General features: G+C 57.4%; 25 protein-coding genes. 4 read left to right on the top strand and 21 right to left on the bottom strand.

Going from position 1 to position 21,903, the window contains the following annotated elements:
- Window positions 1-11: 11 nt before the first annotated feature.
- The 8 genes from lipB to H522_RS18370 all read right to left on the bottom strand — a co-directional run bounded on the left by lipB (window position 12) and on the right by H522_RS18370 (window position 9,430).
- A complete protein-coding gene (gene lipB, locus H522_RS0108155) occupies window positions 12-677 on the bottom strand; it encodes a lipoyl(octanoyl) transferase LipB (RefSeq protein WP_026961935.1) in 666 nt (221 codons plus the stop codon).
- Complete coding sequence (lipA, locus tag H522_RS18385) at window positions 674-1,681, bottom strand: lipoyl synthase (protein ID WP_081411987.1); 1,008 nt, start codon at window positions 1,679-1,681, stop codon at window positions 674-676. The genes lipB and lipA overlap by 4 nt, the downstream gene beginning before the upstream one ends.
- A gap of 143 nt (window positions 1,682-1,824) precedes the next feature.
- Window positions 1,825-3,138, bottom strand: coding sequence for a dihydrolipoamide acetyltransferase family protein (locus H522_RS0108145; protein WP_342664390.1), 1,314 nt, complete (start codon window positions 3,136-3,138; stop codon window positions 1,825-1,827).
- Window positions 3,139-3,231: 93 nt separating this feature from the next.
- The gene (locus H522_RS0108140) at window positions 3,232-4,218 is read right to left on the bottom strand and encodes an alpha-ketoacid dehydrogenase subunit beta (RefSeq protein ID WP_026961933.1); all 987 of its coding nucleotides are present in this window, start codon (window positions 4,216-4,218) and stop codon (window positions 3,232-3,234) included.
- Window positions 4,196-5,230: a thiamine pyrophosphate-dependent dehydrogenase E1 component subunit alpha gene (locus tag H522_RS18380; protein ID WP_051344065.1), complete on the bottom strand. Its 1,035-nt coding sequence runs from the start codon at window positions 5,228-5,230 to the stop codon at window positions 4,196-4,198. Before H522_RS18380 ends, H522_RS0108140 begins: the two co-directional genes overlap by 23 nt.
- 39 nt (window positions 5,231-5,269) lie before the next feature.
- Complete coding sequence (gene lpdA, locus H522_RS18375; RefSeq protein ID WP_245578055.1) at window positions 5,270-6,667, bottom strand: dihydrolipoyl dehydrogenase; 1,398 nt, start codon at window positions 6,665-6,667, stop codon at window positions 5,270-5,272.
- A gap of 34 nt (window positions 6,668-6,701) precedes the next feature.
- The gene (locus tag H522_RS0108125; protein WP_026961932.1) at window positions 6,702-7,799 is read right to left on the bottom strand and encodes a Leu/Phe/Val dehydrogenase; all 1,098 of its coding nucleotides are present in this window, start codon (window positions 7,797-7,799) and stop codon (window positions 6,702-6,704) included.
- Between the two features lie 215 nt (window positions 7,800-8,014).
- Window positions 8,015-9,430: a sigma-54 interaction domain-containing protein gene (locus H522_RS18370; protein ID WP_051344064.1), complete on the bottom strand. Its 1,416-nt coding sequence runs from the start codon at window positions 9,428-9,430 to the stop codon at window positions 8,015-8,017.
- Between the two features lie 158 nt (window positions 9,431-9,588).
- Here H522_RS18370 and H522_RS18365 point away from each other — a divergent pair, with 158 nt between their 5' ends.
- Window positions 9,589-9,828 carry a DUF2627 family protein gene (locus tag H522_RS18365; protein ID WP_245578060.1) on the top strand — a complete coding sequence of 80 codons (240 nt, stop codon included), beginning with the start codon at window positions 9,589-9,591 and terminating at the stop codon, window positions 9,826-9,828.
- On the opposite strand, the gene moaC is transcribed toward H522_RS18365, so the two are convergent.
- Window positions 9,825-10,322 (bottom strand): cyclic pyranopterin monophosphate synthase MoaC, encoded by a 498-nt coding sequence (moaC, locus tag H522_RS0108110; protein ID WP_026961931.1) that lies wholly within the window; start codon window positions 10,320-10,322, stop codon window positions 9,825-9,827. The genes H522_RS18365 and moaC overlap by 4 nt on opposite strands.
- Before the next feature lie 92 nt (window positions 10,323-10,414).
- Here moaC and moaD point away from each other — a divergent pair, with 92 nt between their 5' ends.
- Complete coding sequence (gene moaD, locus H522_RS0108105) at window positions 10,415-11,113, top strand: molybdopterin converting factor subunit 1 (RefSeq protein WP_026961930.1); 699 nt, start codon at window positions 10,415-10,417, stop codon at window positions 11,111-11,113.
- A 165-nt stretch (window positions 11,114-11,278) separates the two neighbouring features.
- On the opposite strand, the gene H522_RS0108100 is transcribed toward moaD, so the two are convergent.
- On the bottom strand, window positions 11,279-12,277 hold the full coding sequence (locus H522_RS0108100; RefSeq protein ID WP_026961929.1) for an MBL fold metallo-hydrolase: 999 nt from the start codon (window positions 12,275-12,277) through the stop codon (window positions 11,279-11,281).
- A gap of 163 nt (window positions 12,278-12,440) precedes the next feature.
- Between H522_RS0108100 and H522_RS18360 the strand changes: the two genes are divergently transcribed.
- A complete protein-coding gene (locus H522_RS18360; RefSeq protein ID WP_051344063.1) occupies window positions 12,441-13,778 on the top strand; it encodes a glycosyl hydrolase family 18 protein in 1,338 nt (445 codons plus the stop codon).
- Window positions 13,779-13,911: 133 nt separating this feature from the next.
- Here the strand turns inward: H522_RS18360 and H522_RS18355 are convergent, their stop codons facing one another.
- From H522_RS18355 to H522_RS0108045, 10 genes are all read right to left on the bottom strand, one after another.
- On the bottom strand, window positions 13,912-14,334 hold the full coding sequence (locus tag H522_RS18355) for an Hsp20/alpha crystallin family protein (protein WP_051344062.1): 423 nt from the start codon (window positions 14,332-14,334) through the stop codon (window positions 13,912-13,914).
- Between the two features lie 198 nt (window positions 14,335-14,532).
- On the bottom strand, window positions 14,533-14,796 hold the full coding sequence (locus H522_RS18350; RefSeq protein ID WP_051344061.1) for a spore germination protein: 264 nt from the start codon (window positions 14,794-14,796) through the stop codon (window positions 14,533-14,535).
- A gap of 4 nt (window positions 14,797-14,800) precedes the next feature.
- Window positions 14,801-15,067, bottom strand: coding sequence for a spore germination protein (locus tag H522_RS18345; RefSeq protein WP_051344060.1), 267 nt, complete (start codon window positions 15,065-15,067; stop codon window positions 14,801-14,803).
- A 50-nt stretch (window positions 15,068-15,117) separates the two neighbouring features.
- Window positions 15,118-15,294: a CcmD family protein gene (locus H522_RS21035; protein ID WP_081411982.1), complete on the bottom strand. Its 177-nt coding sequence runs from the start codon at window positions 15,292-15,294 to the stop codon at window positions 15,118-15,120.
- Window positions 15,291-16,001 carry a cytochrome c biogenesis protein CcsA gene (gene ccsA / locus H522_RS18340; protein WP_035453133.1) on the bottom strand — a complete coding sequence of 237 codons (711 nt, stop codon included), beginning with the start codon at window positions 15,999-16,001 and terminating at the stop codon, window positions 15,291-15,293. The genes H522_RS21035 and ccsA overlap by 4 nt, the downstream gene beginning before the upstream one ends.
- 1 nt (window position 16,002) lies before the next feature.
- Window positions 16,003-16,674 carry a heme exporter protein CcmB gene (locus H522_RS0108065; RefSeq protein ID WP_026961928.1) on the bottom strand — a complete coding sequence of 224 codons (672 nt, stop codon included), beginning with the start codon at window positions 16,672-16,674 and terminating at the stop codon, window positions 16,003-16,005.
- Window positions 16,671-17,297, bottom strand: a complete 627-nt coding sequence (gene ccmA, locus H522_RS18335) for a heme ABC exporter ATP-binding protein CcmA (RefSeq protein ID WP_051344059.1) — start codon at window positions 17,295-17,297, stop codon at window positions 16,671-16,673. Before ccmA ends, H522_RS0108065 begins: the two co-directional genes overlap by 4 nt.
- Window positions 17,298-17,302: 5 nt before the next feature.
- Complete coding sequence (locus tag H522_RS0108055; protein WP_026961927.1) at window positions 17,303-18,031, bottom strand: hypothetical protein; 729 nt, start codon at window positions 18,029-18,031, stop codon at window positions 17,303-17,305.
- The gene (locus tag H522_RS18330) at window positions 18,028-20,037 is read right to left on the bottom strand and encodes a heme lyase CcmF/NrfE family subunit (protein WP_051344058.1); all 2,010 of its coding nucleotides are present in this window, start codon (window positions 20,035-20,037) and stop codon (window positions 18,028-18,030) included. The genes H522_RS0108055 and H522_RS18330 overlap by 4 nt, the downstream gene beginning before the upstream one ends.
- A 169-nt stretch (window positions 20,038-20,206) precedes the next feature.
- Complete coding sequence (locus H522_RS0108045; protein WP_026961926.1) at window positions 20,207-20,623, bottom strand: cytochrome c maturation protein CcmE; 417 nt, start codon at window positions 20,621-20,623, stop codon at window positions 20,207-20,209.
- A gap of 111 nt (window positions 20,624-20,734) precedes the next feature.
- Between H522_RS0108045 and H522_RS0108040 the strand changes: the two genes are divergently transcribed.
- Window positions 20,735-21,457 carry an endonuclease III domain-containing protein gene (locus H522_RS0108040; RefSeq protein ID WP_051344086.1) on the top strand — a complete coding sequence of 241 codons (723 nt, stop codon included), beginning with the start codon at window positions 20,735-20,737 and terminating at the stop codon, window positions 21,455-21,457.
- On the opposite strand, the gene H522_RS21485 is transcribed toward H522_RS0108040, so the two are convergent.
- Complete coding sequence (locus H522_RS21485; RefSeq protein ID WP_155836279.1) at window positions 21,454-21,624, bottom strand: hypothetical protein; 171 nt, start codon at window positions 21,622-21,624, stop codon at window positions 21,454-21,456. The genes H522_RS0108040 and H522_RS21485 overlap by 4 nt on opposite strands.
- Window positions 21,625-21,903 lie beyond the last annotated feature (279 nt).

Below are 21,903 nucleotides of genomic sequence, written 5' to 3'. Positions count from 1 at the left end.
CCAAGCAGGGCTTAGAAATCCATATGGAACACATCCGCGAATGATCTGCGCAAGCGGTCTTCCCATTCGAAAAACGGAACTTCCTGACCGAGTTCTGCAGCCACCGAGGTTACGCCACGGTCGGTAATGCCACAGGGGATAATGGTGTCAAAGTGGCTCAGGTCGGTCGTCACATTCAGCGCCAATCCGTGTGCCGTGACGAACTCGCCGTTCATCCGTCGCTTGACGCTTGCGCCGATTGCACAGATCTTGCGGTCTTGAACCCACACCCCAGGGTAACCCTCACTGCGCTCGCCCCGAATTCCGACCTCAGCCAAAGCCCGAATCACCGTCTCCTCTAACATTCGCACATACCGCGATACATCATTTTCCCAAGGGCTCAGGTGCAACACGGGATAGAGCACCCATTGCCCAGGCCCGTGATAGGTGACATCCCCGCCGCGGTCGACCTCGCGAATCGTAAACCCTTTCTGCTCCAGGAACGGACGGGGCGCCACAACGTGGGCAAACGTACCCGCTTTGCCGATGGTAATGGTTGAAGGGTGCTCGACGGCGAACACCGTTTGCGTTTCGTCCTGCTCCTTCAGCAAAGCGTCCCGCTGTGCCATTTGTTCCGCCAAGGCCGCATCGTATTCGAGACGACCTAAAGAACGCCAGACTCCAGGTATTCGATTCATGCCTGACCCGCCGCCTCTACCCGTTGTGGGGCGCTCCGTGGTAACTCAGCACCGGTACGTTCGTTCGCCGTCAAAGACTGCAAGGGCTTACCGTCCGCACGCAGGACCTGTTCATGAGCATGATAGGAGCTGCGCACCAGCGGACCGGATTCGACATGGGCAAAGCCTCGTTTCAACCCCTCTCCCCTCAGCCGTAAAAACTCAGTCGGCGTATAGAACTTCTCAACCAGCAGGTGTTTCTTGGTTGGCTGCAGGTACTGGCCGATGGTCAGGATATCGCAATCCACAGCTCGGAGGTCATCCATTGTTTCGAGAATTTCCTCGATGGTTTCACCCAGACCCACCATAATACTTGACTTCGTACGAATGTCTGGCCGCATCTCTTTACTGCGCCGCAAAAGCTCCAACGTCCGGTCATACTTGGCCTTGGACCGTACCTTATCCGACAATCGCCGCACCGTCTCCACATTATGGTTGAGGATGTCGGGTGAAGCGTCGAGCACCACCTTTAAGGCATCCCAATTCCCCATAAAGTCTGGGATGAGAACTTCCACACCGCACTCGGGCACCCGCTCTCGAATGGCTCGAATCGTGGCCGCAAAAATCGAGGCGCCCCCGTCATCCAGGTCGTCCCGGGCCACGCTGGTCACGACGACGTGCTGCAACCCCATGGCCACCACCGCATCCGCCACCCGTTTTGGTTCGGCCAAATCCAGGTGGCTGGGACGCCCACTGGTGACGGCACAGAATCGGCAAGCCCGGGTGCATACGTCGCCGAGGATCATGAATGTGGCGGTACGATGCTCCCAGCACTCGTAGATGTTGGGACAGCGCGCCTCCTCGCAGACAGTATGTAACGATTGCCCGCGCATGATCTCCTTCAGCTGTTTATAATTGGGACCCGTCCGAATTTGGATCTTCAGCCAATCTGGACGAGCCTTGGCCTGTTCACGCATGATTTGCTCTTTCAGCTTCTGCTTCTCCACCAACTTCGGGTTGGTCATGGCGAAACGCACCCCCTTGCGCCCCTTGCGACGCCAGTCTGACACCAGTTTAGTCGAATCTCTGCAGGAAAACAAAGGCCGCCAAGGTAGGTTCCCAAGCGGGGGCCTGATATGGCGGCATCCCTTGTCCTCCGGAATATGATTCAATACGCCCATGACCTTTGTATGTCCAAGTTCTCCAGCCACCCTTTGACGGTTTGTAAAAATTGACCACATACCCACCCGTCGAGCACTCGGTGATCCAACGACAGGCAAAGGTTCATCATGTCTCGAATCGCAATCCCGTCGCCAATCACGACGGGGCGCTTTTGAATAGACTCCATAGACAAAATCGCGGCTTGCGGAGGATTAATAATGGGCTTGGACAGAACGGATCCGAATGCGCCTGTGTTGTTGACGGTGAACGTGCCACCCTGGATGTCGGAGAGGGTAAGGCGGCCGTTGCGAGCCCGTTCGACCAACGCGTGGATGGTATGCACTAGGCCGACAATGCTTTGTCGGTCTGCATCACGAATCACCGGCACGACCAGGCCGGTCTCCGTAGCGACCGCAATGCCGATGTGGATGCGTGTATATTGATGGATCTTGCCATCCATCCAGGCTGCGTTCAATTGTGGATATTTACGCAATCCGTCTGCAACCGCTTTCACAACGAACGGAAGGTACGTGAGTTTCACACCCTCCTGGCGCAAGAACGAGTCTTTCGTCTGCTTGTGGAGGGATACAAGGCGAGATACGTCCACCTCTATCATCGTCCAGGCATGGGGGATGGTCGATGCGCTGTAGGTCATCCGCTCCGCGATAGTCCGGCGTACGGGGCTTGGCGGGATAATCGTTACATCTGCAGCTGGACTCGCATCCTCTGCGGGCGCATGGGGCTGTACCGACAGAGCGGCCGACAAAGCCGAGGAGGAAGCTCCCCGGCTCTCCACCTCCGACCGCGTGGAGGCGTCTTTTGCCTGTCTAGCGTTGACATAGTTCAGCACGTCTCTGCGGGAGATCCGCCCATGCTCCCCGCTTCCTTTCACCTCTCGCAGGTCAATCCCGTACTTCTCGGACAGCGCGAGGACGGCCGGAGAGTACCGGACCGAAGCTTGGGCCTCGTTCTGTTCGTGGCGACTCTCGGGTTTCGCATGTTCCACGCCCTGGGATACCGGGGCCGATGCGTCCCCCTGATCCCTCCTCGCCTCCCCTTCTTCCGAGTCTGACTGACCCTCCGGAGAATCTGGGTCAATGCGGCAAATAACCGTTCCCACGGACACGGTCTCCCCCTCGGGAACGAGGATTTCTGTGATGACGCCCGCAAAGTCGGAAGGAATCTCCGCGTTCACCTTATCGGTCATCACTTCCAACAGCGGCTCGTACTTACTGACATGGTCCCCGACTTGCTTCAACCATTTACCGATGGTTCCTTTCGTCACGCTCTCGCCCAGCTGCGGCATCCGTACGTCGGTCATCAAAATCCCCCTTCCGCTATGTAACCCTTCGGCGCCGCTTGGGCGCCGAACGTGCACCCGCACAAAAAGTATCCATCAGAAATGGGTCCGCTGTCAAAAACGGGCCAGTCGCCCAATGGCGGCCGCAATCCGGTCGACACTCAGCATATAGGCCTGCTCCAGCGTGGAGGCGAACGACATCGCCGGGACTTCCGGACCAGCTAGACGTTCTATGGGTGCATCCAAATCAAACAACACCCGCTCACTGATGAGGGCGGAGACCTCCGCGCCAATGCCGCACACCTTGTTGTCTTCGTGCACAATTAAGACTTTCCCCGTCCGGCGCGCCGCATTGAGAATAGCGCCTTCATCCAGGGGCCGCAAGGTCCGCAAATCGAGGACATGCGTCTCAATCCCATCCTCCTCAGCCAAACGATCCGCCGCTTCCAGGACCCACTGCAACGTCAGACCGTAAGTAATCACCGTAACGTCTTCCCCGTCCCGAGCAACCCGCGCTTGGCCAATCGGCACCGTGAACAACTCGTCCGGAACCTCCGCGCGCACAGACCGATAGAGACGTTTGTGTTCGAAAAAGAGAACCGGATCGTCATCGCGAATCGCCGAGATGAGCAGCCCTTTGGCGTCGTAGGGAGTGGCCGGCACGAGCACTTTCAACCCCGGAATGTGGGTGAACAACGCCTCCATGCTCTGCGAATGGTAAAGTCCGCCGTGCACCCCGCCGCCGAACGGCGCCCGAATCACCATTGGACAGTGCCAGTCGTTGTTGGAACGATAGCGCATTTTGGCGGCTTCCGAGATAATTTGGTTCATCGCAGGCAGGATAAAATCCGCGAACTGAATTTCCGCCACGGGCCGAAGGCCGGCTGCGGAAGCACCAATCGCCACCCCGACAATCGCCGATTCCGACAGGGGCGTATCCAAGACACGGGACTCGCCAAACACCTCGTACAGGCCTTGGGTGACACGAAAGACCCCGCCACGTACGCCGACGTCCTCACCGAGCACAAAGACACGCTCGTCTCGCGCCATCTCTCCCGCCAGCGCGTCGCGAATGGCCTCAATGAACAGCTTCGTCGCCATGATAGACCGCCTCCTCGGCGTACACGTGCCGCAGCAAGCTGCTTGCCCCCGCCTCCGGTGCCTGTTCCGCGTACTCTGTGGCCACATCCACTTCGGTCCGCGCCTCCTGCCGCAGGCGTTCATCCGCCTCCTCACTCAGCAATCCCACGCTCATCAGGTACTGACGCATTCGAACAATGGCATCTTGTTCGCGCCAGTGATTGACCTCTTCCCGCGTTCGATATGACCGGTCGTCATCATCGCTGGAATGCGGGACCAGTCGATACGCCTTCGCCTCGATGAGTGTGGGCCCGCCGCCGTGCCGCGCCTTTTCGACAGCGCGGTGCACCGCCTCGTAGACGGCAAGGGCGTCCATGCCATCGACAATGACGCCCTCCATGCCGTAGCCCTGGGCCCTGTCGGCTACGTTGCGGCACGCCAATTGACGGTGTTCTGGCACGGAGATGGCATACTTGTTGTTCTCGCATAAAAAGATGACCGGTAGTTGGTGCACGCCCGCAAAGTTGAGGGCCTCGTGAAAATCCCCCTGATTGCTCGTTCCCTCTCCAAACGACACCAAGCAGACCGCATCTGTGCCCAACATGCGCGACGCCAGGGCGATACCGACCGCGTGGGGGATCTGGGTTCCCACCGGGCTTGATCCGCTTAGGATTCGCCGCTGCCGGTCACTGTAGTGGCCGGGCATCTGCCGGCCGCCACTGTTGGGATCCTCCGGTTTTCCAAACGCGGCCAACAGCTCCATCTTCGCCGTATGCCCGAAAATCAGGACCAGACAGAGGTCGCGATAGTATGGGGCAATGTAATCCCTTTCACGACAAAGCGCGAATCCTGCCCCCGCCTGAATGCCTTCCTGCCCTTGGCATGAAATCACGAACGGGATCTTTCCGGCTCGATTCAACAGCCACATGCGTTCATCCAAGGTTCTAGCCAGTACCATGTACCGGTACATGTCAAGCACCTGTTCGTCCGTCAACCCTACTTCCACGTGACGCGGTACCCGCACCCTCGTCACCCTCCTCACAGAGCGGGTCAACTGTGAATGGCCCTGCCCTCAATTGCCCATGCCGCTTCTCCCAAAACTTCGGCTAGCGTCGGATGAGGATGCGCCATGGCCGCGACTTCCGACGGGGCCGCATTCAACAGGAGTGCAAGCCCCCCCTTCGGCCACCAGGTCGGTGGCTCGAGGCCCGATGATGTGTACGCCAAGCACATCCTCCGAATCGGCATCGACGACCATTTTCGCGAACCCATCCACCTCCCCTTCCACCCACGCCTTCCCCAGCGCCCGAAACGAAACCTTTCCAATCTTGACATTTCGCCCAGCTAAACGGGCGGCGGGTTCGGTTAGGCCCACGCTCGCGACCTGCGGCCGAGCGTACGTCGGGCGGGGAACCATCATGTAGTCGAACGGACGCAGAGGTTGGCCAGTCATCGCCTGCACCGCGTGGACCGCCTCGTGGGCGGCTACGTGGGCCAACTGCAGTCGACCGACGACATCCCCCACCGCATACACGTTAGACTGGGACGTGCAATAGTGCTCATCGACCTCTATTCCGTGCGGACCCACGCGGACACCGGCTGCCGACAGGCCGAGGTCATCGACGCATGCGTCGCGGCCGACCGCTACCAGAGCGTATTCGGCCCGGACGCGTGTCGTATCCTCTGGGCCTGTCACGTCAACCTCGAGGCCATCGGGCAGAACCCGCAGGGTCTCGGTCAGGACTGACGCGTTTGTCAAGACGCGCACGCCGCGTTTTTTCAGCAACCGGACCATTTCCCTTGCGATATCCGGGTCTTCTTCCGGTAAAATGTTGGCCTGCGCTTCCACCAGCGTCACCGCTGTCCCCAGGTCACTGAACACCGATGCCCACTCCACGCCCGTCGCCCCCGCCCCGACAATCAGCACGGACCGCGGAAGTTCATCCAACGTCAAGAGGTCGTCGCTGGATAAAACCCGCTCATGGTCAAACGGCATCCCGGACAGCGGCCGCGGCTTCGAACCGGTGGCCAACAGCGTGAATCTTGGCGTCAGAATACTCCGCTCGCCATCGGTCCCCTCCACCGCCACCGCCCCCGCTTGGGGAGAGAAGATCGACGGCCCGAGCAGCCGTCCGGTTCCGGATATTACCGCAATTCGATGCCGCTTCATCAAGAAACGAAGCCCCTGATACAACCTCTCAACCACGGTCCGCGTGCGGTCTCGCGCCGCCGTCCACGAAAACACCGGCGCATCATGCATCACACCGTACTCGGCGGCGGTCTTTGCGGTCACATAGACCTCCGCCGACCGTAAAAACGATTTGCTCGGGATGCAGCCGCGATGTAAGCAAGTTCCCCCCAGCCTATCCCGCTCGACCACGGCCACCCGCCATCCTGACTCTGCAGCGCGAATCGCGGCCGTGTAGCCACCGATACCGCCTCCGACAACCACTAACTCAAGGTCGTCCATCCCAAAGCTCCTCCTTCGTCCGCAGTGGGTGCGTCTATCTCCCTCTCCCGGCTGCGGTTTGGCCGCCCGGAACAAACGTACTCTTCACGCGCCGCAGCTGTTCAATCCGAGCTTCGGCCATGCGGTCTGCCGCCTGATACGTGGGGATCCGCTCCCGTTCTGCCACCTCGTATAACTCGAGCATAATGTCGTAAATCCGTTCGACCTTCGCCTGCGCCCGTTCGCGGTTGTACCCTTCCAGTTCATCCGCTACATTGATGACCCCACCAGCGTTAATCACGTAATCCGGCGCGTACAGAATCCCCATTTCGTGCAATTGGTCGCCATGCCGAGCTTCGGCCAGCTGATTGTTGGCCGATCCGGCAATCGCTTTGCAGCGCAGCCGCGGAATGGTATCGTCGTTGAGCACGGCACCAAGGGCGCAGGGCGCAAAAATGTCACATGCAACGCCGAAAATCTCACTCGGGCCGACCACTTCCGCCTGCAGCTCTTTGGCCGCCCTGCGCTCCGCCTCCTCGTTGATGTCTGTGACAATCAATTGTCCGCCCGCGTGATGGACATACTCGGCGAGCGCATAGCCCACACTCCCGAGCCCCTGGATAGCCACCTTGCGCCCCGCCAAGTCAGCAGACCCCAGCGCTACCTTCGCAGTCGCCTGCATGCCGCGAAACACCCCAAGGGCGGTCATGGGGCTCGGGTTTCCGGACGATCCGTACGCCGGCGAAATGCCAGTGACATACGTGGTCTCTTTGCGGATAAGGTCCATATCGTGCACCGTCGTCCCAACGTCTTCGGCGGTAATGTAGCGTCCGTTGAGACTCTGAATGTATCTTCCCAGCGCCCGGAACATGGCTTCACTTTTATCCGTCTTCGGGTTGCCGATAATCACCGTCTTTCCGCCACCCAGGTTCAATCCCGCTGCGGCGTTTTTATACGTCATCCCCCGGGCCAATCGCAATGCGTCCAAGATGGCCTCTTCTTCGGACGCATAGGTCCACATTCGACACCCGCCCAGCGCCGGACCTAATGTCGTGTCATGAATGGCAATGATGGCCTTCAACCCGGACGCTTCATCGTAGCAAAATACCACCTGCTCATAGTCGTAACGCTCCAGATAAGCAAATAAATCCATAACGAGCCCTCCAGACTGACCACACTTGGTAACTTCATGGTAGCATGATTACCACACATAAACAAAAAATATAATTATAGGATTTTCCGCTCGGACACCGGTCCCGTCTACCGGTGCTTAATTGGTCTCGTTGCAAAGTTCTTCACATGCGCAAATTTTTGCATGCAACCGCTTTCAGAAAACTCCGCGTACATATTTATGGCATATCGGCCCCCTTAGGATGATTCCACTCCTATTTTATAATATAGGCTGCGCAGAGAAATGCCAAGAAGTTTTGCCGCTTCGGTTTTGTTGCCCCCGGTTTGACGCAGCACATCCTCGATGACTTGGCGCTCGAACTGGCGTACCAACTCACCTAAGGTGCACCCTCCCCCGGTCCATAGCGGCGGCCTGGACGCGAATTCCGAAGACTCCGGCACAGATAGACGGGGTAGGTGCTGTGCCCCCATCACCGTCTCTTGAAATCCCATATTCAACATCGCGCGGCCAATTGCATTCTCCAACTCCCGTACATTCCCTGGCCAATCATACGCCTGCAAGGAGTGCAGAGCCGGCTTGCTAATGGACTCTACTTTGCGGCCATAAATCTGGTTGTGCTTTTGAATGATGTGCATCGTGAGTTCCGGTAGGTCCTCCTTGCAATAGCGCAAGGGGGGCAGCACAATCGGCAACACATTCAAGCGATAATACAGATCCTCGCGAAACCGCCCTTGCGCTACAGCTTGCTCCAAATTGATGCGTGTCGCAGAAATCAGCCGCACGTCAACCGGAATGGCTTTGTGCCCTCCGACCCGGAGAACCTCTCCACTCTGCAGGACATGTACCAGTTTGCTCTGTACGGATAGCGGCATCTCCCCGATTTCATCCAAGAAGACCGTTCCCCCGGAGGCTTCCTCCAACAACCCTGGCCGACTGGGGATTGTCGACCTCATTTTGTCTCCTTCCACCCCGAACAACTCGGCCTCCAGCTGCCGCTCGTTCAGAATTGAACAATCCACCCGTACAAACGCTTGTTCCCGGCGCGAACTCGCGTGATGAATGGCGTGCGCAAAAAGCTCCTTGCCTGTTCCAGATTCTCCGCGCAACAAGATGGGAACCGGCGCCTGTGCGGCACGGCGCGCCTGCTCCACAGCCACCCGAAGGGGAGATTGGCGGGCGATAATGTCCTGAAACGTATACTTGGCGCGCATCGAACGCAAGAGTCGATTCGCCTTTTCCAACTCCTGCGTCAAGCGACGGATCTCGGAAACATCGTGAATGACGCCCACACTGCCCCACAACTCGTCGCCGACATAAACAGGTGCCACATTCACGATGACTTCCCGCTTATGGGGCCCGACTTTCATCGGCACGCCATGGACCGGCTTACCCGTGCGCAGGACTTGCATGTGCATGCTTTCTCCTTCGGCAATATCGACATCCGCAGGTTTCCCGATGACATCTTCCGGTTCCAGACCGGTGAGCCGCGTGTAGGCGGGATTAATCAGAATCCCGATGCCATCCCTGTCAACCACCGAAATGGCGTCCTGCGTACTTTGAATCACTGCCTCAAGCACCCTTTGCAGCTCGTATGGACCACCCACCTCCAGGCTTCCCCACAGAGCCGCGTCCTGCTTGATCCGTGTGTTCAAGGACAGCACCCCCTTCTCTCACCGACCGATATGCAGATATGATAGAATGAAACCGAAATTTGCGACAAGGTGTAGTGTTCAACGTATATTTCTACTCCTTGCACGATACCCGGCGTCACCAGAGTACCCTTGGAAAGGACGGAATGCCCTTGCGCTCCATGGCCGCGTGGTCAATTTTACTTATCGTCTTCCTGCTCGCCGGCGAAGGATTCAATCTGTTTCGCGTGCACGTCGAGCAATGGTTGGCGTTTGGGCATGCCAGCGATGCCTTGTGGAGCCTGCTCGGCTTGCTCTTAGGCTTTGCGTCCACTGGCTGGTTAGGCGGTTTCGTGTACTACCGGGACAAAAAACGCGGGAAAGTGGTCAGGCGCGGCCGCAAATCCAGCGTCACAAGCTAATCCAAACGGCGGAACTCGCCGCTTTGGCCGCCCGATTTTTCGAGCAGTCGGATGCATTCAATCGTCATTTCTCGGTCTACAGCCTTGCACATGTCGTATACAGTAAGGGCGGCGATGCTACACGCGGTGAGGGCTTCCATCTCGACCCCAGTGGAATAGGTGGTACGGATACGAGCCCGAATCTGCAACACCGCCGTGTTTTCATCCTCTTGCGGCAACCAGCCTGAGGTGACATGCACCTTAGTCAGCGGCAAGGGATGGCATAGGGGAATCAAGTCAGCCGTTCGCTTGGCGGCCATGATGCCAGCCAACTCGGCAACCGTTGTCACATCCCCTTTGGCGAGAGCCCGGTCTTCAACCAGCTGCCGGGTAGTCCGGGCCATCCGTACCCGCGCTTCCGCTTCTGCCTCGCGCTGAGTGGGGGGTTTCTCGCTCACGTCCACCATACGCGGACGACCATCTTTATCAAAGTGTGTGAGACCTTTATCCTGCATCTTATCTCCTCCTGAAGCAGGCAGTCGACGTCGAAAGCGTGTGGTCGACGCGACCGTCTACATATGATATCGTCACACTGAGGTGATGGGACGTGAAAATCCGTGTCCGCTTATTCGCGGGAATCGCAGAGATGATTCAACAGCGTGAACTTACTCTGAATGTACCTTCCGGCACGTCCATCCTGCAACTGCGCCAACAACTGATGGATAGTTATCCTGCGGCGAGTCGGGACATTGCGCAGGCCATGATGGCGGTCAACCGTTCTTATGCGCACGACGCGACGATTGTCCAGGATGGCGATGAAGTGGGCGTGATTCCACCAGTCAGCGGCGGGGAGACGCTCCCGTCGTGTTTTATCAGTCCCCATCCCCTTGACCTGAATAAGGCGTTTTCTCAGCTGGAGAGTGTGTATCATGGCGGGACCGTCCTGTTTGTTGGAACCGTACGAGAATGGACCCGTGGCCGGCAAACGAGCCATTTGGAATATGAGGCGTATGAGGAAATGGCGCTCGCCCAAATGCGAAAGATTGAGCATGAGGTCAAAGCGGCCCATCCCGACGTATGGACGTTGCAGTGGCACCGTGTTGGGCGTCTGGAGCCGACAGATGTCGCCGTCATCTGCGCAGCCTCGGCACCGCATCGCGCACAGGCGTTTACTGCGGCGCGTACCCTGATTGATCGACTCAAGAAGGAGGTCCCCATCTGGAAAAAGGAGTTTTATGCGGATGGGGAGGCCGATTGGCAGGCCAATCCCGAGGCCTTGAGCGGATTGGACAAGTCTACAGAGTAGTTGCTCTCAGGGGAAGCTTCGAAAGCATACCCCATGGCGCGGAACAAGGGAGCGGTGCGCAATCACCGCCCCCAGTCCCTTGATTCCCCTTCTCTCCCGCCTGACGCAGCGCAGAGTATAGCCGAGCCCTACAAACGCGTGTCGGATTGACCCCTATCAATGCTGTCAATGGTTCTCCCACCAATAGACCCCATCCGCATCCTGCCACGCATGCACACGTCCTTCTTCCAGCAACCAATCGAGATAACCCAAGGTCTCCGAGAGAATCAGCGACACCTGATCCGCGTGTTTCGGAAACAACACCCCCGCCAACCGGTATGCCGTGGTTGGAGACATCCTCTGCAGATGCTCCCAAACCACCGTTTTCCGTTCCTCTGCCTCCTTGAGCCGCCGCTTAATCAGTGGCACCGTATCGACAATTACGGGACCGTGCCCTGGGTACGTTTTTTCCACTGGCAATTGAACAAGCCGCTCTAACGTCCGTATGGAATCCACGAGACTCCGGCTGCGCATCGCCTGTCGGCCCGATTCCGCCCCGGGCAGGGGTTCGATAATCGGGTTTGGCGAAATGTGCGGCAGTACCTGATCCCCGATCAGCAGGTCGCCCGTCTCGTCGTTCCACAGGGCAATCGCCGCCTGAGCGTGCCCGGGCACCTCGAGGACGTGGAAGGCAGGCAGCGGCGGGAGCCGGTCTCCTTCCTGGATGGGGTGTGTCACTACCGACCGGTCGTTCCATTGATGAAACAAAAAAAGCTGGCGCAACGCCTGTTCCGCCACGGTAGGAGGGACTCCCATGTCGGCATAAAGCTGCCGATAGAAGTCGGCTCGATATTGGTCCTCCGCCCCGCCGGGGTCCAGCCAACCGGAAACCCGCGGATGACTGTACACTGGCACCCCGCGTTCTTGAAAATACCGAGTATTCCCGACATGGTCGACATGACCATGAGTCAGCACGACTCCGGTCACGTCGGACAGCGAAAATCCATAGTGGGCCAATCCTTCCCCGAGCGCACGCCACGCTGGCTCATAATGGGGACCACAATCGACAAGTAGACACTGCTCCTTCCCGCAGAGGACGAAAACGTTCACAGGGCCCACGGGCAATGGGGTGGGCAGCTCAATCGGACAGACGGCCACTGTATCGCAGAGGCGCTGTGGGTACATAGGACCCCTTCCTTTCGGCGGCAAATTGGCCACTTCCACCTTTACCTTCATGATACGCAATCCGGTGCCGGCCACGCAATTCTTCTAAACTACGAATCCGAGTCATAGAGTAAAGCAAGTTGGTACGTGGCTACGCGTAACCACGCCTCAGAGGAGGGAAACGATGCGGCATCGATACAGGAGCCCCGTGATTGAGTTGACGCTCACCGGCATAGTGCTGATAGCAATTCTCCTTGGATGTATCGGTGGAGTGGCCTGGATTTATGGTGGATCGATCGGAGAAGGTCCGGCAAAGTTGGAAGCGACGCGATTGGCCAGCGCCGTTGTAACGGAGTGGGTCGGAACCTCGCAATATGAGAAGCAGGACCAAACCCAGCAACATAATCTGATTGCGGCCTTCGGGCAAGTGCTGAACTTACCGTTTACGCACCCCCTGGCCATGATCACCAATCAACTGCCCGCAACTCGGACTCCGTATGCAGCAGCCACGTCAACCCAAGCCAGTTTGTTTCAGACCATTACCCAATGGGAAGGAAAGAACCCACAGCAGAAGCGAATCGCGCTCGGGTGGATTCCATACAACACCACATCAGCCACCATTGAAATGATTCGAGAAAGCCCCGGAATCACGGTCATCAGTCCGAAGTGGTTGAGCGTGGCCGAGAACGGTACGGTCACAAATCGGATTCAACCTGAGGTAGTCAACTACGCACACCAACACGGAATTTCCGTCTGGGCACTCGTGGATAACCAATTTCGTGCCAACCTCACGCACCAGGTGCTGTCATCGGCAGCCATTCGGACACGCATCGTCAACCAGCTGGTGCAACTCGTAAAAACAGAGAATCTGGACGGAATCAATGTCGACTTTGAGAATCTTTACAGCGCCGATCAGGATAATTTTACTAAGTTCGTCGGTCAACTGCATGCAGCCTTGGCCCCAATGCATAAGACCCTATCGGTCGACGTAACCACGGATATCGTGTTTCTTCACGATGACGCTGCCTATTTCCATGCTGGGCTGGCAGCGAACGCGGACTACGTGGCCCTGATGGCCTATGACGAACACTGGGGCGGAGACAAGACGCCAGGGCCAGTGGCGGATGTTCCCTGGGTCACCCGCGCGGTCGAAGACCTGCTCAACACAGGTGTGCCTGCCAATCAGGTCATTTTGGGGGTTCCGTTTTACGGACGATTCTGGTATGTGCACAACAGCGGTTGGGTGCAGGATACGGCCGTCGCTTTGCCGAACATTGATGACGTGTTGCGTATTCACCATGCGACAGCCCGCTGGGATGCAAAGCTGGGCGTCGCCACCGTACGCTATCCGAAACCCGATGGATACGAAATCGGTTGGTATGACACCGCAAAAACCTTGGCCATGAAGCTAGACCTAGTGAGCGAATACGGTTTGGCCGGTGTGGCGGTATGGTCGCTCAGCCTGTCCGATAAACAAACCTGGTCGATGTTGGTAGACAGTCTGCGACAAAGTGTCTCCTGAGGGTGGAATTTTGTATTTGGGCGATTCACGACGAGGGTAAAATCTCGAGGGCGTGCATGGTGCCAATGCTAGGACAAGCCAAAGTGGGGAAACAGCGTCGAAACCGTGGCGATGGTCGTCAAGGTCAGAGACCTCACAGAAAGTCGACATCGATGACGTTCGCGTCCGTTTCCCCCGTCTTTCCTTCTTTAATCAGGCGAACTTCCAACAGACCCTGACGGTAATGCGCGCGCGCATGCTGCTTCCGTACGCGACTGGGCAACAGGACTACACGTTCGAAGCTGCCGATGCGCCGTTCACTAATCACGGGTTCTCGACCTGACAATCCGTCATAACGGCGGACGATCTCGCCCCGGACCTCAAGCCGATCCGGGTACACCGCCAGCCGCACATCCCCAGCGCGATGGAGCCCAGGCAACTCAAAGATGACAATGACTTCATGCTTGGTTTCGTACACGTCAACCGGTGGATATCCGGTGGTCTGGGGACTAGCGCCCACATTCTCCCCGAAGGGATTCCACATGCCCGGGATGCCAGGACCGGCTGCACGGCCCATGCCCTGGGGAGACCCTCCTGCCGCAGTGCCGGGGGGCGCCGTCGCCGGAGGCGTAGCTCCAGTCGGCCACCCTGTGGGCATCTGCATGCTTTTCATTAAGTTACGAACAAAATCATCTCCGAACATCTGCCGGAATTGGTCAGTCATTTGTTGAAAATAGGGCATCGAATCAAACCAAGAAGAATTCACATCCATCACCTACAAGGGTAGCCTTGCGCCGCGTACCTTGCCGTTGTACCGCAACTCTTCCGCCGCCAGCATGTCAACCCCATCCGGGTCATGCACAAGCGCTCGTGTTCGTTCCAGTTGTGCACCATCCCCGATAATCTTCCCGTAACCGCTATTGGTTTTGGAGATGCTGTGCCAATCTTGCTGCATCGTCTGACCAAAGTTCACCGCAGATGCGGAATCGATATTGGAGATGCGGATATAGCCGATATTAAACACCATCTGTACGCGCATCTCCTCACACTCCCATGATGTGCGCCAGTGTTGGCGATTTGATATCCTGATCGTTGATAGGGACGTCGATGACATCCGGATCGAAAATAAAATTGTAATATATTGGGATGCAGTTCCCATCTCCCGCGGGGGAAGCTCCGGCTGTGTTGGATTTCGAATGGCTGTCCCACCCGTTTTGCACATTCTGACCAAAGAAGATCCTCGCATCCGACTGCATAGCTCCCACTTTCACCAGGCCAATCTGCATGGACACCGGCGCTTGCGCCAACATGACCGGAATCACCTTCTCCCTCTGTCAACAACCCCGGTGTAACATATGCTTCAGCCTCCCCGTTCGCCCCTTGCCTCCTGGGCATGGTATGGATTGAGCATCCGACGGACTTGTTCGAGTTGTTTGCGCACCGCAACTTGACGTCGGATGAGTGTCCAAACGTATGCCAAGGTTCCCAGCCAGACCACCGCGACGGCAACCCACAGATAAATTAACGAATCATTCATACTTGCACCCCCTTATGAAGCGTCTTTGGCCTGAATTCCTTGTGGCGAACCTGTTCCCGTATGCGTAATACCTCGAGCCGAGTCCACTCCAACCGACAGCGAAGCCAGAGCAGGAGACCAAACAGCAGGAAAAACGCCATTGCTCCCATGAGCAGCGGGATGGTCATGGAGGCCGGCATATGGAACCCACTGTCATCAATGACCGTCGGGTGAATGGAACGCCACCAGGTGACCGACTCGTGAATAATGGGGACATCTGCGAAAGCCACAATCGCGTACACCGCGGCCACTCGTCCCCGTCTCTCCAGGCCGTCAATGGTCTGCCGAAGAAGCAAGTAAGCGACATAGAGAAACCAAAGGATGAGCGTGGTGGTCAGTCGTGGGTCCCATGTCCACCAGGTGTTCCATACCGGCCGTCCCCACAGGGACCCCGTGATCAACGTGAACGTGGTGAACATCACGCCGATCTCGGCGGCACTGGCGGCAAGTACATCCCACATAGGCTTGCGCCGAACGAGGTAGCCAATCGATGCGAGAAAAGTTGTAAAAAACGCCAATAAGGCCGTCCACGCGCTGTTTACGTGGAAGTACAGGATGCGGACAAGGTCCCCCATGTGCTGCTCAGGCGGCGAGATGATAAGCGCAAAAAACAGAAAGATGAGCATCCATATCCCCGTGACGGCAAGCAAGAGGACATCCCGTTTCATGTCACACCTCCAACAGAATCTCATAGACCAACCACGGCAAGACGCCGAAGACGACGAGATACCCAACGATGACCTCCACCCATATCAGCGGTAGCGGGGCTCCAGCCAAGGTAGTGGTCGTCAAACGAACCAGCGCAAGCAGGAGCGGCACGGCCAGCGGTAACAGGGAAAGTGGGAACAACACATCGCGCAGCGAACTAGCGCCGAGGATGTTAATCAAAAAGCGGCTGATTCCAGACAGGCAGACACCTCCTGCCGCTAAAACAAAAAGAAAAGGAAGGGAACGCCTCGGCCACGTGGAGTGGAGCAGGACATACCACGCAGCGCCGGTCAGTGCCTCGGCCACCCACAAGAACAGCACCGCACTGGTCCAGCGAGCGTAATATACGGTGCTCCGGTCGACCGGCAGCATAAAGAGGGCCTCCCGCGCCCCGAACTCCACGTCCCGCGCCTCTTGCGACTGGGCGGTAACCGCGGTCATAAAAAAGATAACCACCCACAACAGGCCAGCCGCCCATTCATTCGGGAGACGGGCAGGCCCTCCCAGCGCCATGCCGACGATGAGAACCAGCAAAATCCCGATAGTTGGCGTGAGAACCAACACCCGTGTATTGCGAAATTCGAGGCGTAAATCGTTGCTGACCAGTCCCAGGTAAACGCGCAGCGTCGTCAATCGATCACCTCAAGCCGTCCACCGACGAGCGTTAGCTCAACATCCGCCTGCACCTGTTGACGAGTCTGGTGGGTCACCATGAACACGGTCTTGCCGGCCGTGCAAAACGACCGCAGTTTTTGCTCCAGCCACTGGCTGCCCATGTCGTCCAGGCCGTCAAACGGTTCATCCAAGAGCATTAACTCCGGACTATGCAGAAAGCCGCGAGCCAGGGCCACGCGTCGTCGCTGACCTTTGGACAACTCACGCACGCGCGTGGTCTCTTCATGCGTGAGGCCGATCTCGTCCACCCAGCGGAGAGCGAGATCGTCCGGATGGGGCAGACCGTACAAACGTGCAAACCAAGTGAGATTCTCCACCACCGACATCTCTCCGTAGAGCATCGGTGATTCCAACACGACACCCATACGGCCTCGGTCGCGGGCACAGAGTCTGCGTCCCGACCACAGCACCTGGCCGCGAGTTGGCCGGGTTAAGCCGGCCATAATCCGTAGCAGCGTCGTTTTTCCGCTGCCATTGGGGGCACGGAGCGCGTAGTATCGTCCGGGTGCGAGTTCCAGCGTGACTGCCTGTAGCACAGTGCGCAAATCAAATTCCTTGTCCACGTCGTACAACGCGAGCATCGACGCTACCCCTTTGCACGGATTTCCCCCAACAGACCGAATAGAAAGATGACGGTTGCCAAGGCCAGATTCCCGAGCGCCTCCAGAGAATTCGCCGTCGATCCGGCCGTCCGCCCAATCACGGGCAAACCTAAGTTGGACGATTTTCCGGAAGCCGCAGGCAGCTCTTGAATGCTCACCGGCAACCCTTGATTCGCAGGTAGCCCCGCATGGGTGAAAACGCGATACGAAGTGCCTTTTATGGAGACGGTGTCGGTCGCTGTCGACAACTCAGAAGCCGAAAGCGCCGTATCTCCAATCGGAAGATAGAGATGAATCGTATCGACCGGATAAAACTGGCGCAGGTTGAGGACGACACTGCCCGCGCGTGGGAAGGGCAGCCAAAAGGTCAACGTCAGCGTGCTGTGGCCCGGTTCCGCCCCATCCACCACCGACAGACGACTACCGTGTTGGGAATACAACGCAGCACCGGTACGGATGACGCGCGCCCCCTTGGGAAGGGGAACGGAAACCGTTTGCGCCTGCGTGTTCGGATTTTCCATCTGCAGTTGCATGACCACGTTCAGACGATGCGAGGTGTGGTCCGGGATAAAAAACGCGCTTTCATCATGAACTCGCAGGACTGCGGCGGCAGCCTCAGGCACGGGTTCCAACCCGAGCCGCGCACCGACGAAGGTAACGAACAGGACGCACGTGAGTTGTACCACGAGACGGAGGTGGAGCGTCGGCCTCATGGGACGTTCACTCCCGGGCCTCGCCACGGCCGGGCAACACGTGCTCGCCCATTCGTTCTGCTCGGCCACAGACTGAACAGTGTTCCCGCAATCATCAGGTAGCCCCCCCACCAAATCCACGATACGAGCGGATTGATGTGAACGTCGAACACGCCTTTCGTCCCGTCGGCGGTCCCAATCATGGCGACGTATAAGTCGGCCAAAGGACGGCTGTAGATGGCGATGTTTGTCAACGGCGCCTCCCCGTTGTCGTAGAAGGTTGCGGCCGGCCGCATCACTCCTAGCATCTGCCCGTCACGCGACACGACCAGGTTGGCATACATCTGTCGCGTTCCTTCGCCGGCCTGAATCCCCAGGCTGGCAAACGTCAGTTGATAATTTCCAATCGTCGTGCTCTCTCCTGGCGCCAAGGCCTGCTGTTTATCTGTGTGATAAAACCCAGAACCAATGACACCCACCGCCATCATCGCAAAGGCCACGTGGACGCAGTACCCACCCCAGCGCCTGCGGTTGGTAAGGCATACGGCGAAACCACTCCGGATTGCCCCTTCCCCGGTCGCTTCCATGCGAACGCGGACCGATTCCCCAAACCCCGCAAGGGCGCTTATTATCGCCCAGACCGCGGCAAACAGAGCCACCGATGCCGTGATGGATACCGGACCGTAAAACGCGTGCAAAACGACTACGGCCGCCACCGTCACGGCCAAGGCGACTATGACCGATCCGAACGTGTTGTGCACCACATCACCGACAGATGCCCTGCGCCAAGGCACCCTCAGCCCTATCGCCATCAGCAGCAACACAGCTAACCCGAGCGGAAGGGCAACCGCGTTATAAAACGAGGTCTTGACGGCCATCTGATGCCCTGTAACGATGCCGCTGACCAGCGGCAAAACAGTTCCCCAAAGAACGGCGAAGGTGGCCGCCAACAGCACAACATTATTCAGGAGAAACCCAGTTTCGCGAGAGACCACAGCCTCCACTCGGTGGACCGTGGATAAGTGTCTTCGGTGAACCCCAATCGTTACCGCTGAAAATACGAGAACGACTCCGATAAAGATTAAATAATTGATGCCAAGCGGTCCCTCCGCGAACGCGTGGATGCTCCAAACCATCCCACTGCGGGTCAGAAACGTGCTAAAGAGTGTCAGCAAGAACGTAAGCGAGACGAGACTGACATTCCAGAGTGGAAACAGACCTCGCCGTTCCTGAGCATGGGCTGTATGGAGAAACGCGGTGGCGGTCAGCCACGGCAACAGCGAGGCGTTTTCGACCGGATCCCACGCCCAATATCCACCCCATCCCAATTCTTCATACGACCAATGGGCACCGTATACGATGCCGATGCCGAGAAACAGCCAGGCAATCAGCGACCAGCGACGACTGATGCGCAGCCAGAGATCATCCGTTCGCCGAAGCCACAGACAAGCCATGGCATACGCATACGGTACGGTGAAACCGATACATCCCAAGTAGACGTTTACGGGATGGACCGTCATTCCAGGATTCTGCAAGAGCGGATTGAGGTCATTGCCGGTTTGCGCCGGATGCGCCAAGCGTGTGAATGGACTGGCCACAAACACTACAAGGATGGTGTAAAACAGGGTGATACCGCTATATATACACAGTGCCAAGGGCATCACTCGGGCGTCGTCGCCATGGCGGAGCGACGCCAACACGCCTCCATACGAAGTCAAAACAAAAACCCATAGCAATAAAGACCCGGCGTTGCCTCCCCAAAAAGCCGCAATGCGATAAATCAACGGCAGATGCGGTCCCGTGTATTCCGCGACATATGTATACCATAAATTTTCAGTCATTAAGAGATCGATCAATGCTCCGGACGCAAGGGCGGCCAGCCCGAACTGAGCGAACATCAGCATGCGGCCGGCATGGAGACGCCTCGGACTCGGTTTCACAGACGCCCACCCCTGCACCGCCATGGAGAGGACAAGGATAATCAACAAGACGTACAAGGCGGCCTGTCCGACTTCACCAATCCACACTGAGAGACCTCCTTGTTGTTCGAGATGCGTATATGAGGTTGTCCGGAAAGGGCCCCCAGGGGCTATCGCCCGATCTATACGGGACAACAGTCCACTGGACTGTTGTCCTGGCGACCAGGCCCCAGGGCTATTGCCCGGCCAAATCCTAGCCGGACGCGCCGTTTATGTATCACGAGGTCGCCGTGTACGTTTGTGTTTTCGCTTCATACTTAGAGGGACACTTGACGAGCAGGGTATGCGCTTGAAAATGTCCGTCCGGCTGCAGCTTGCCCGTAACGATGACCGGCCAGTTATTAGCAAAATCATCTGGTTCTGGACCGTGAAAGACGACTGGCAGGGTTTGCTTCGTTTTCGCGTCTAGCAAGGTAAAGCGAAGGGTTTGCGCGGCTGCTTGCCAATTGACACTAGTGGCTTGCACATTCCCGCTGACGGTCACGTCTTGATCGTAAGCGCCGCGGCCTCGCGTGACCAGCTCGCCCACCGTCACATAGTACGTGGCCGCGTGAGTGACCGCCGTCCGGATGAGGGCGCCCAGCACACCGACAACCAGTACGAGTGCCACCACGAGTTTCACACGCACCGACATCGACGATCCCCTCTTTCCAATGCGCTCTCCGAAGACCTCGGTGGTTGACCGCATCCACGTCGTACCCTTCTCGAGGGCTTACGGCACCGTGATTGCGCTATAATGTCAGCTATGAATGGCAAATCGCACTCGAATTCGTTTCCAGCTTCGCCGGACAAGCGTACCCGTGAACACATGCTGCAAATCTACACACGCCTTTTTCAACACTTTGGCGATCGGAAATGGTGGCCAGCAAAGACCCGGGAAGAAATCGTCATCGGCGCTATCCTGGTACAAAACGTTTCTTGGGCGAATACCGTCAAAGCGATTGATGCCCTGGAAAACCACGGATTGTTATCTTTTCAGGCCATCGAATCTGCCGACCTCGACGTCTTGGAGTCCTGTTTGATTCCGACTCGGTTTTATCGCGTGAAGGCCAAAAAATTGAAGGCGTTTTCTAAGCACTTAAAATCGAACTATCGATTTGACCTCGACCGGATGCTTGCTCTGCCAACCGAGGAATTGCGCGCCGAACTTCTCTCGATTTACGGGATTGGGCCGGAAACAGCCGACGATATTGTCCTCTACGCGGCCGCAAAACCGACATTTGTCATTGACGCATACACGCGACGCATTTTTCATCGCCTAGGCATGAGCCCGGAAAATCCGGGTTACGAAGTTATGCGTAATTGGTTCTTGAATCACCTGCCGGAGGATGTCGTTCTATTCAATCAATATCACGCGCTGCTCGATGCCCTTGGCAATCAACTGTGTCGACAGACGAAACCGAGATGCCCGAACTGCCCGTTGCTCGACTCGTGCCGTTATGGCCAACAACAAGTAAACTCGATTTAATTCGAATTGCCGCTGCGCGACAAGTCCGCTCCCGCCCCAATGATGACGGGCAACAGCATCAGGATAATCCCCATAAATCCCCATAATCCCCGTAGCTGCACGACCATGAGGAGTCCGACCAGCATGAGAACCAGCGCCGTGAGAAACAGACCAACACCTCGCGCCATCCAATTCCCTCACTTTCCCGCAGGAATTTTCGCGCTAGCACGTATGATGCGAACTCATTATACCATACCACTCGTTTGAATGGGCGCATTGGTTCAACACCACGTATAGCCAAGCGTAATCTGTTTCGGCATCTGGCGGCTGTCACACCATCCCATGTCCGCCTGCCGCTCTGCGCGCCGTCACCGCCTCCATCACCCAGACGACGGACAGGGAGCATAACGACGGAACCACGGAACAACAAAAGCATCCCGCCGAGGACAAGTCGGGAACCGCCGAAG

Source organism: Alicyclobacillus herbarius DSM 13609, from assembly GCF_000430585.1.
Lineage (GTDB): Bacteria > Bacillota > Bacilli > Alicyclobacillales > Alicyclobacillaceae > Alicyclobacillus_G > Alicyclobacillus_G herbarius.
The sequence above is the reverse complement of the archived record's forward strand: the minus strand, read 5'-3'. Positions and strand labels throughout refer to the sequence as shown.

What these genes read in the sequence shown, in the direction of transcription:
- lipB (WP_026961935.1), bottom strand. Translation starts at nt 677, where the DNA reads ATGAATCGAATACCTGGAGTCTGGCGTTCTTTAGGTCGTCTCGAATAC.
- lipA (WP_081411987.1), bottom strand. Translation starts at nt 1,681, where the DNA reads ATGACCAACCCGAAGTTGGTGGAGAAGCAGAAGCTGAAAGAGCAAATC.
- H522_RS0108145 (WP_342664390.1), bottom strand. Translation starts at nt 3,138, where the DNA reads ATGACCGACGTACGGATGCCGCAGCTGGGCGAGAGCGTGACGAAAGGA.
- H522_RS0108140 (WP_026961933.1), bottom strand. Translation starts at nt 4,218, where the DNA reads ATGGCGACGAAGCTGTTCATTGAGGCCATTCGCGACGCGCTGGCGGGA.
- lpdA (WP_245578055.1), bottom strand. Translation starts at nt 6,667, where the DNA reads ATGGACGACCTTGAGTTAGTGGTTGTCGGAGGCGGTATCGGTGGCTAC.
- H522_RS0108125 (WP_026961932.1), bottom strand. Translation starts at nt 7,799, where the DNA reads ATGGATTTATTTGCTTATCTGGAGCGTTACGACTATGAGCAGGTGGTA.
- H522_RS18365 (WP_245578060.1), top strand. Translation starts at nt 9,589, where the DNA reads ATGGCCGCGTGGTCAATTTTACTTATCGTCTTCCTGCTCGCCGGCGAA.
- moaC (WP_026961931.1), bottom strand. Translation starts at nt 10,322, where the DNA reads ATGCAGGATAAAGGTCTCACACACTTTGATAAAGATGGTCGTCCGCGT.
- H522_RS0108100 (WP_026961929.1), bottom strand. Translation starts at nt 12,277, where the DNA reads ATGTACCCACAGCGCCTCTGCGATACAGTGGCCGTCTGTCCGATTGAG.
- H522_RS18360 (WP_051344063.1), top strand. Translation starts at nt 12,441, where the DNA reads ATGCGGCATCGATACAGGAGCCCCGTGATTGAGTTGACGCTCACCGGC.
- H522_RS18355 (WP_051344062.1), bottom strand. Translation starts at nt 14,334, where the DNA reads ATGGGCCGTGCAGCCGGTCCTGGCATCCCGGGCATGTGGAATCCCTTC.
- H522_RS18350 (WP_051344061.1), bottom strand. Translation starts at nt 14,796, where the DNA reads ATGCGCGTACAGATGGTGTTTAATATCGGCTATATCCGCATCTCCAAT.
- H522_RS18345 (WP_051344060.1), bottom strand. Translation starts at nt 15,067, where the DNA reads ATGTTGGCGCAAGCGCCGGTGTCCATGCAGATTGGCCTGGTGAAAGTG.
- H522_RS21035 (WP_081411982.1), bottom strand. Translation starts at nt 15,294, where the DNA reads ATGAATGATTCGTTAATTTATCTGTGGGTTGCCGTCGCGGTGGTCTGG.
- ccsA (WP_035453133.1), bottom strand. Translation starts at nt 16,001, where the DNA reads ATGAAACGGGATGTCCTCTTGCTTGCCGTCACGGGGATATGGATGCTC.
- ccmA (WP_051344059.1), bottom strand. Translation starts at nt 17,297, where the DNA reads ATGCTCGCGTTGTACGACGTGGACAAGGAATTTGATTTGCGCACTGTG.
- H522_RS0108055 (WP_026961927.1), bottom strand. Translation starts at nt 18,031, where the DNA reads ATGAGGCCGACGCTCCACCTCCGTCTCGTGGTACAACTCACGTGCGTC.
- H522_RS0108045 (WP_026961926.1), bottom strand. Translation starts at nt 20,623, where the DNA reads ATGTCGGTGCGTGTGAAACTCGTGGTGGCACTCGTACTGGTTGTCGGT.
- H522_RS0108040 (WP_051344086.1), top strand. Translation starts at nt 20,735, where the DNA reads ATGAATGGCAAATCGCACTCGAATTCGTTTCCAGCTTCGCCGGACAAG.
- H522_RS21485 (WP_155836279.1), bottom strand. Translation starts at nt 21,624, where the DNA reads ATGGCGCGAGGTGTTGGTCTGTTTCTCACGGCGCTGGTTCTCATGCTG.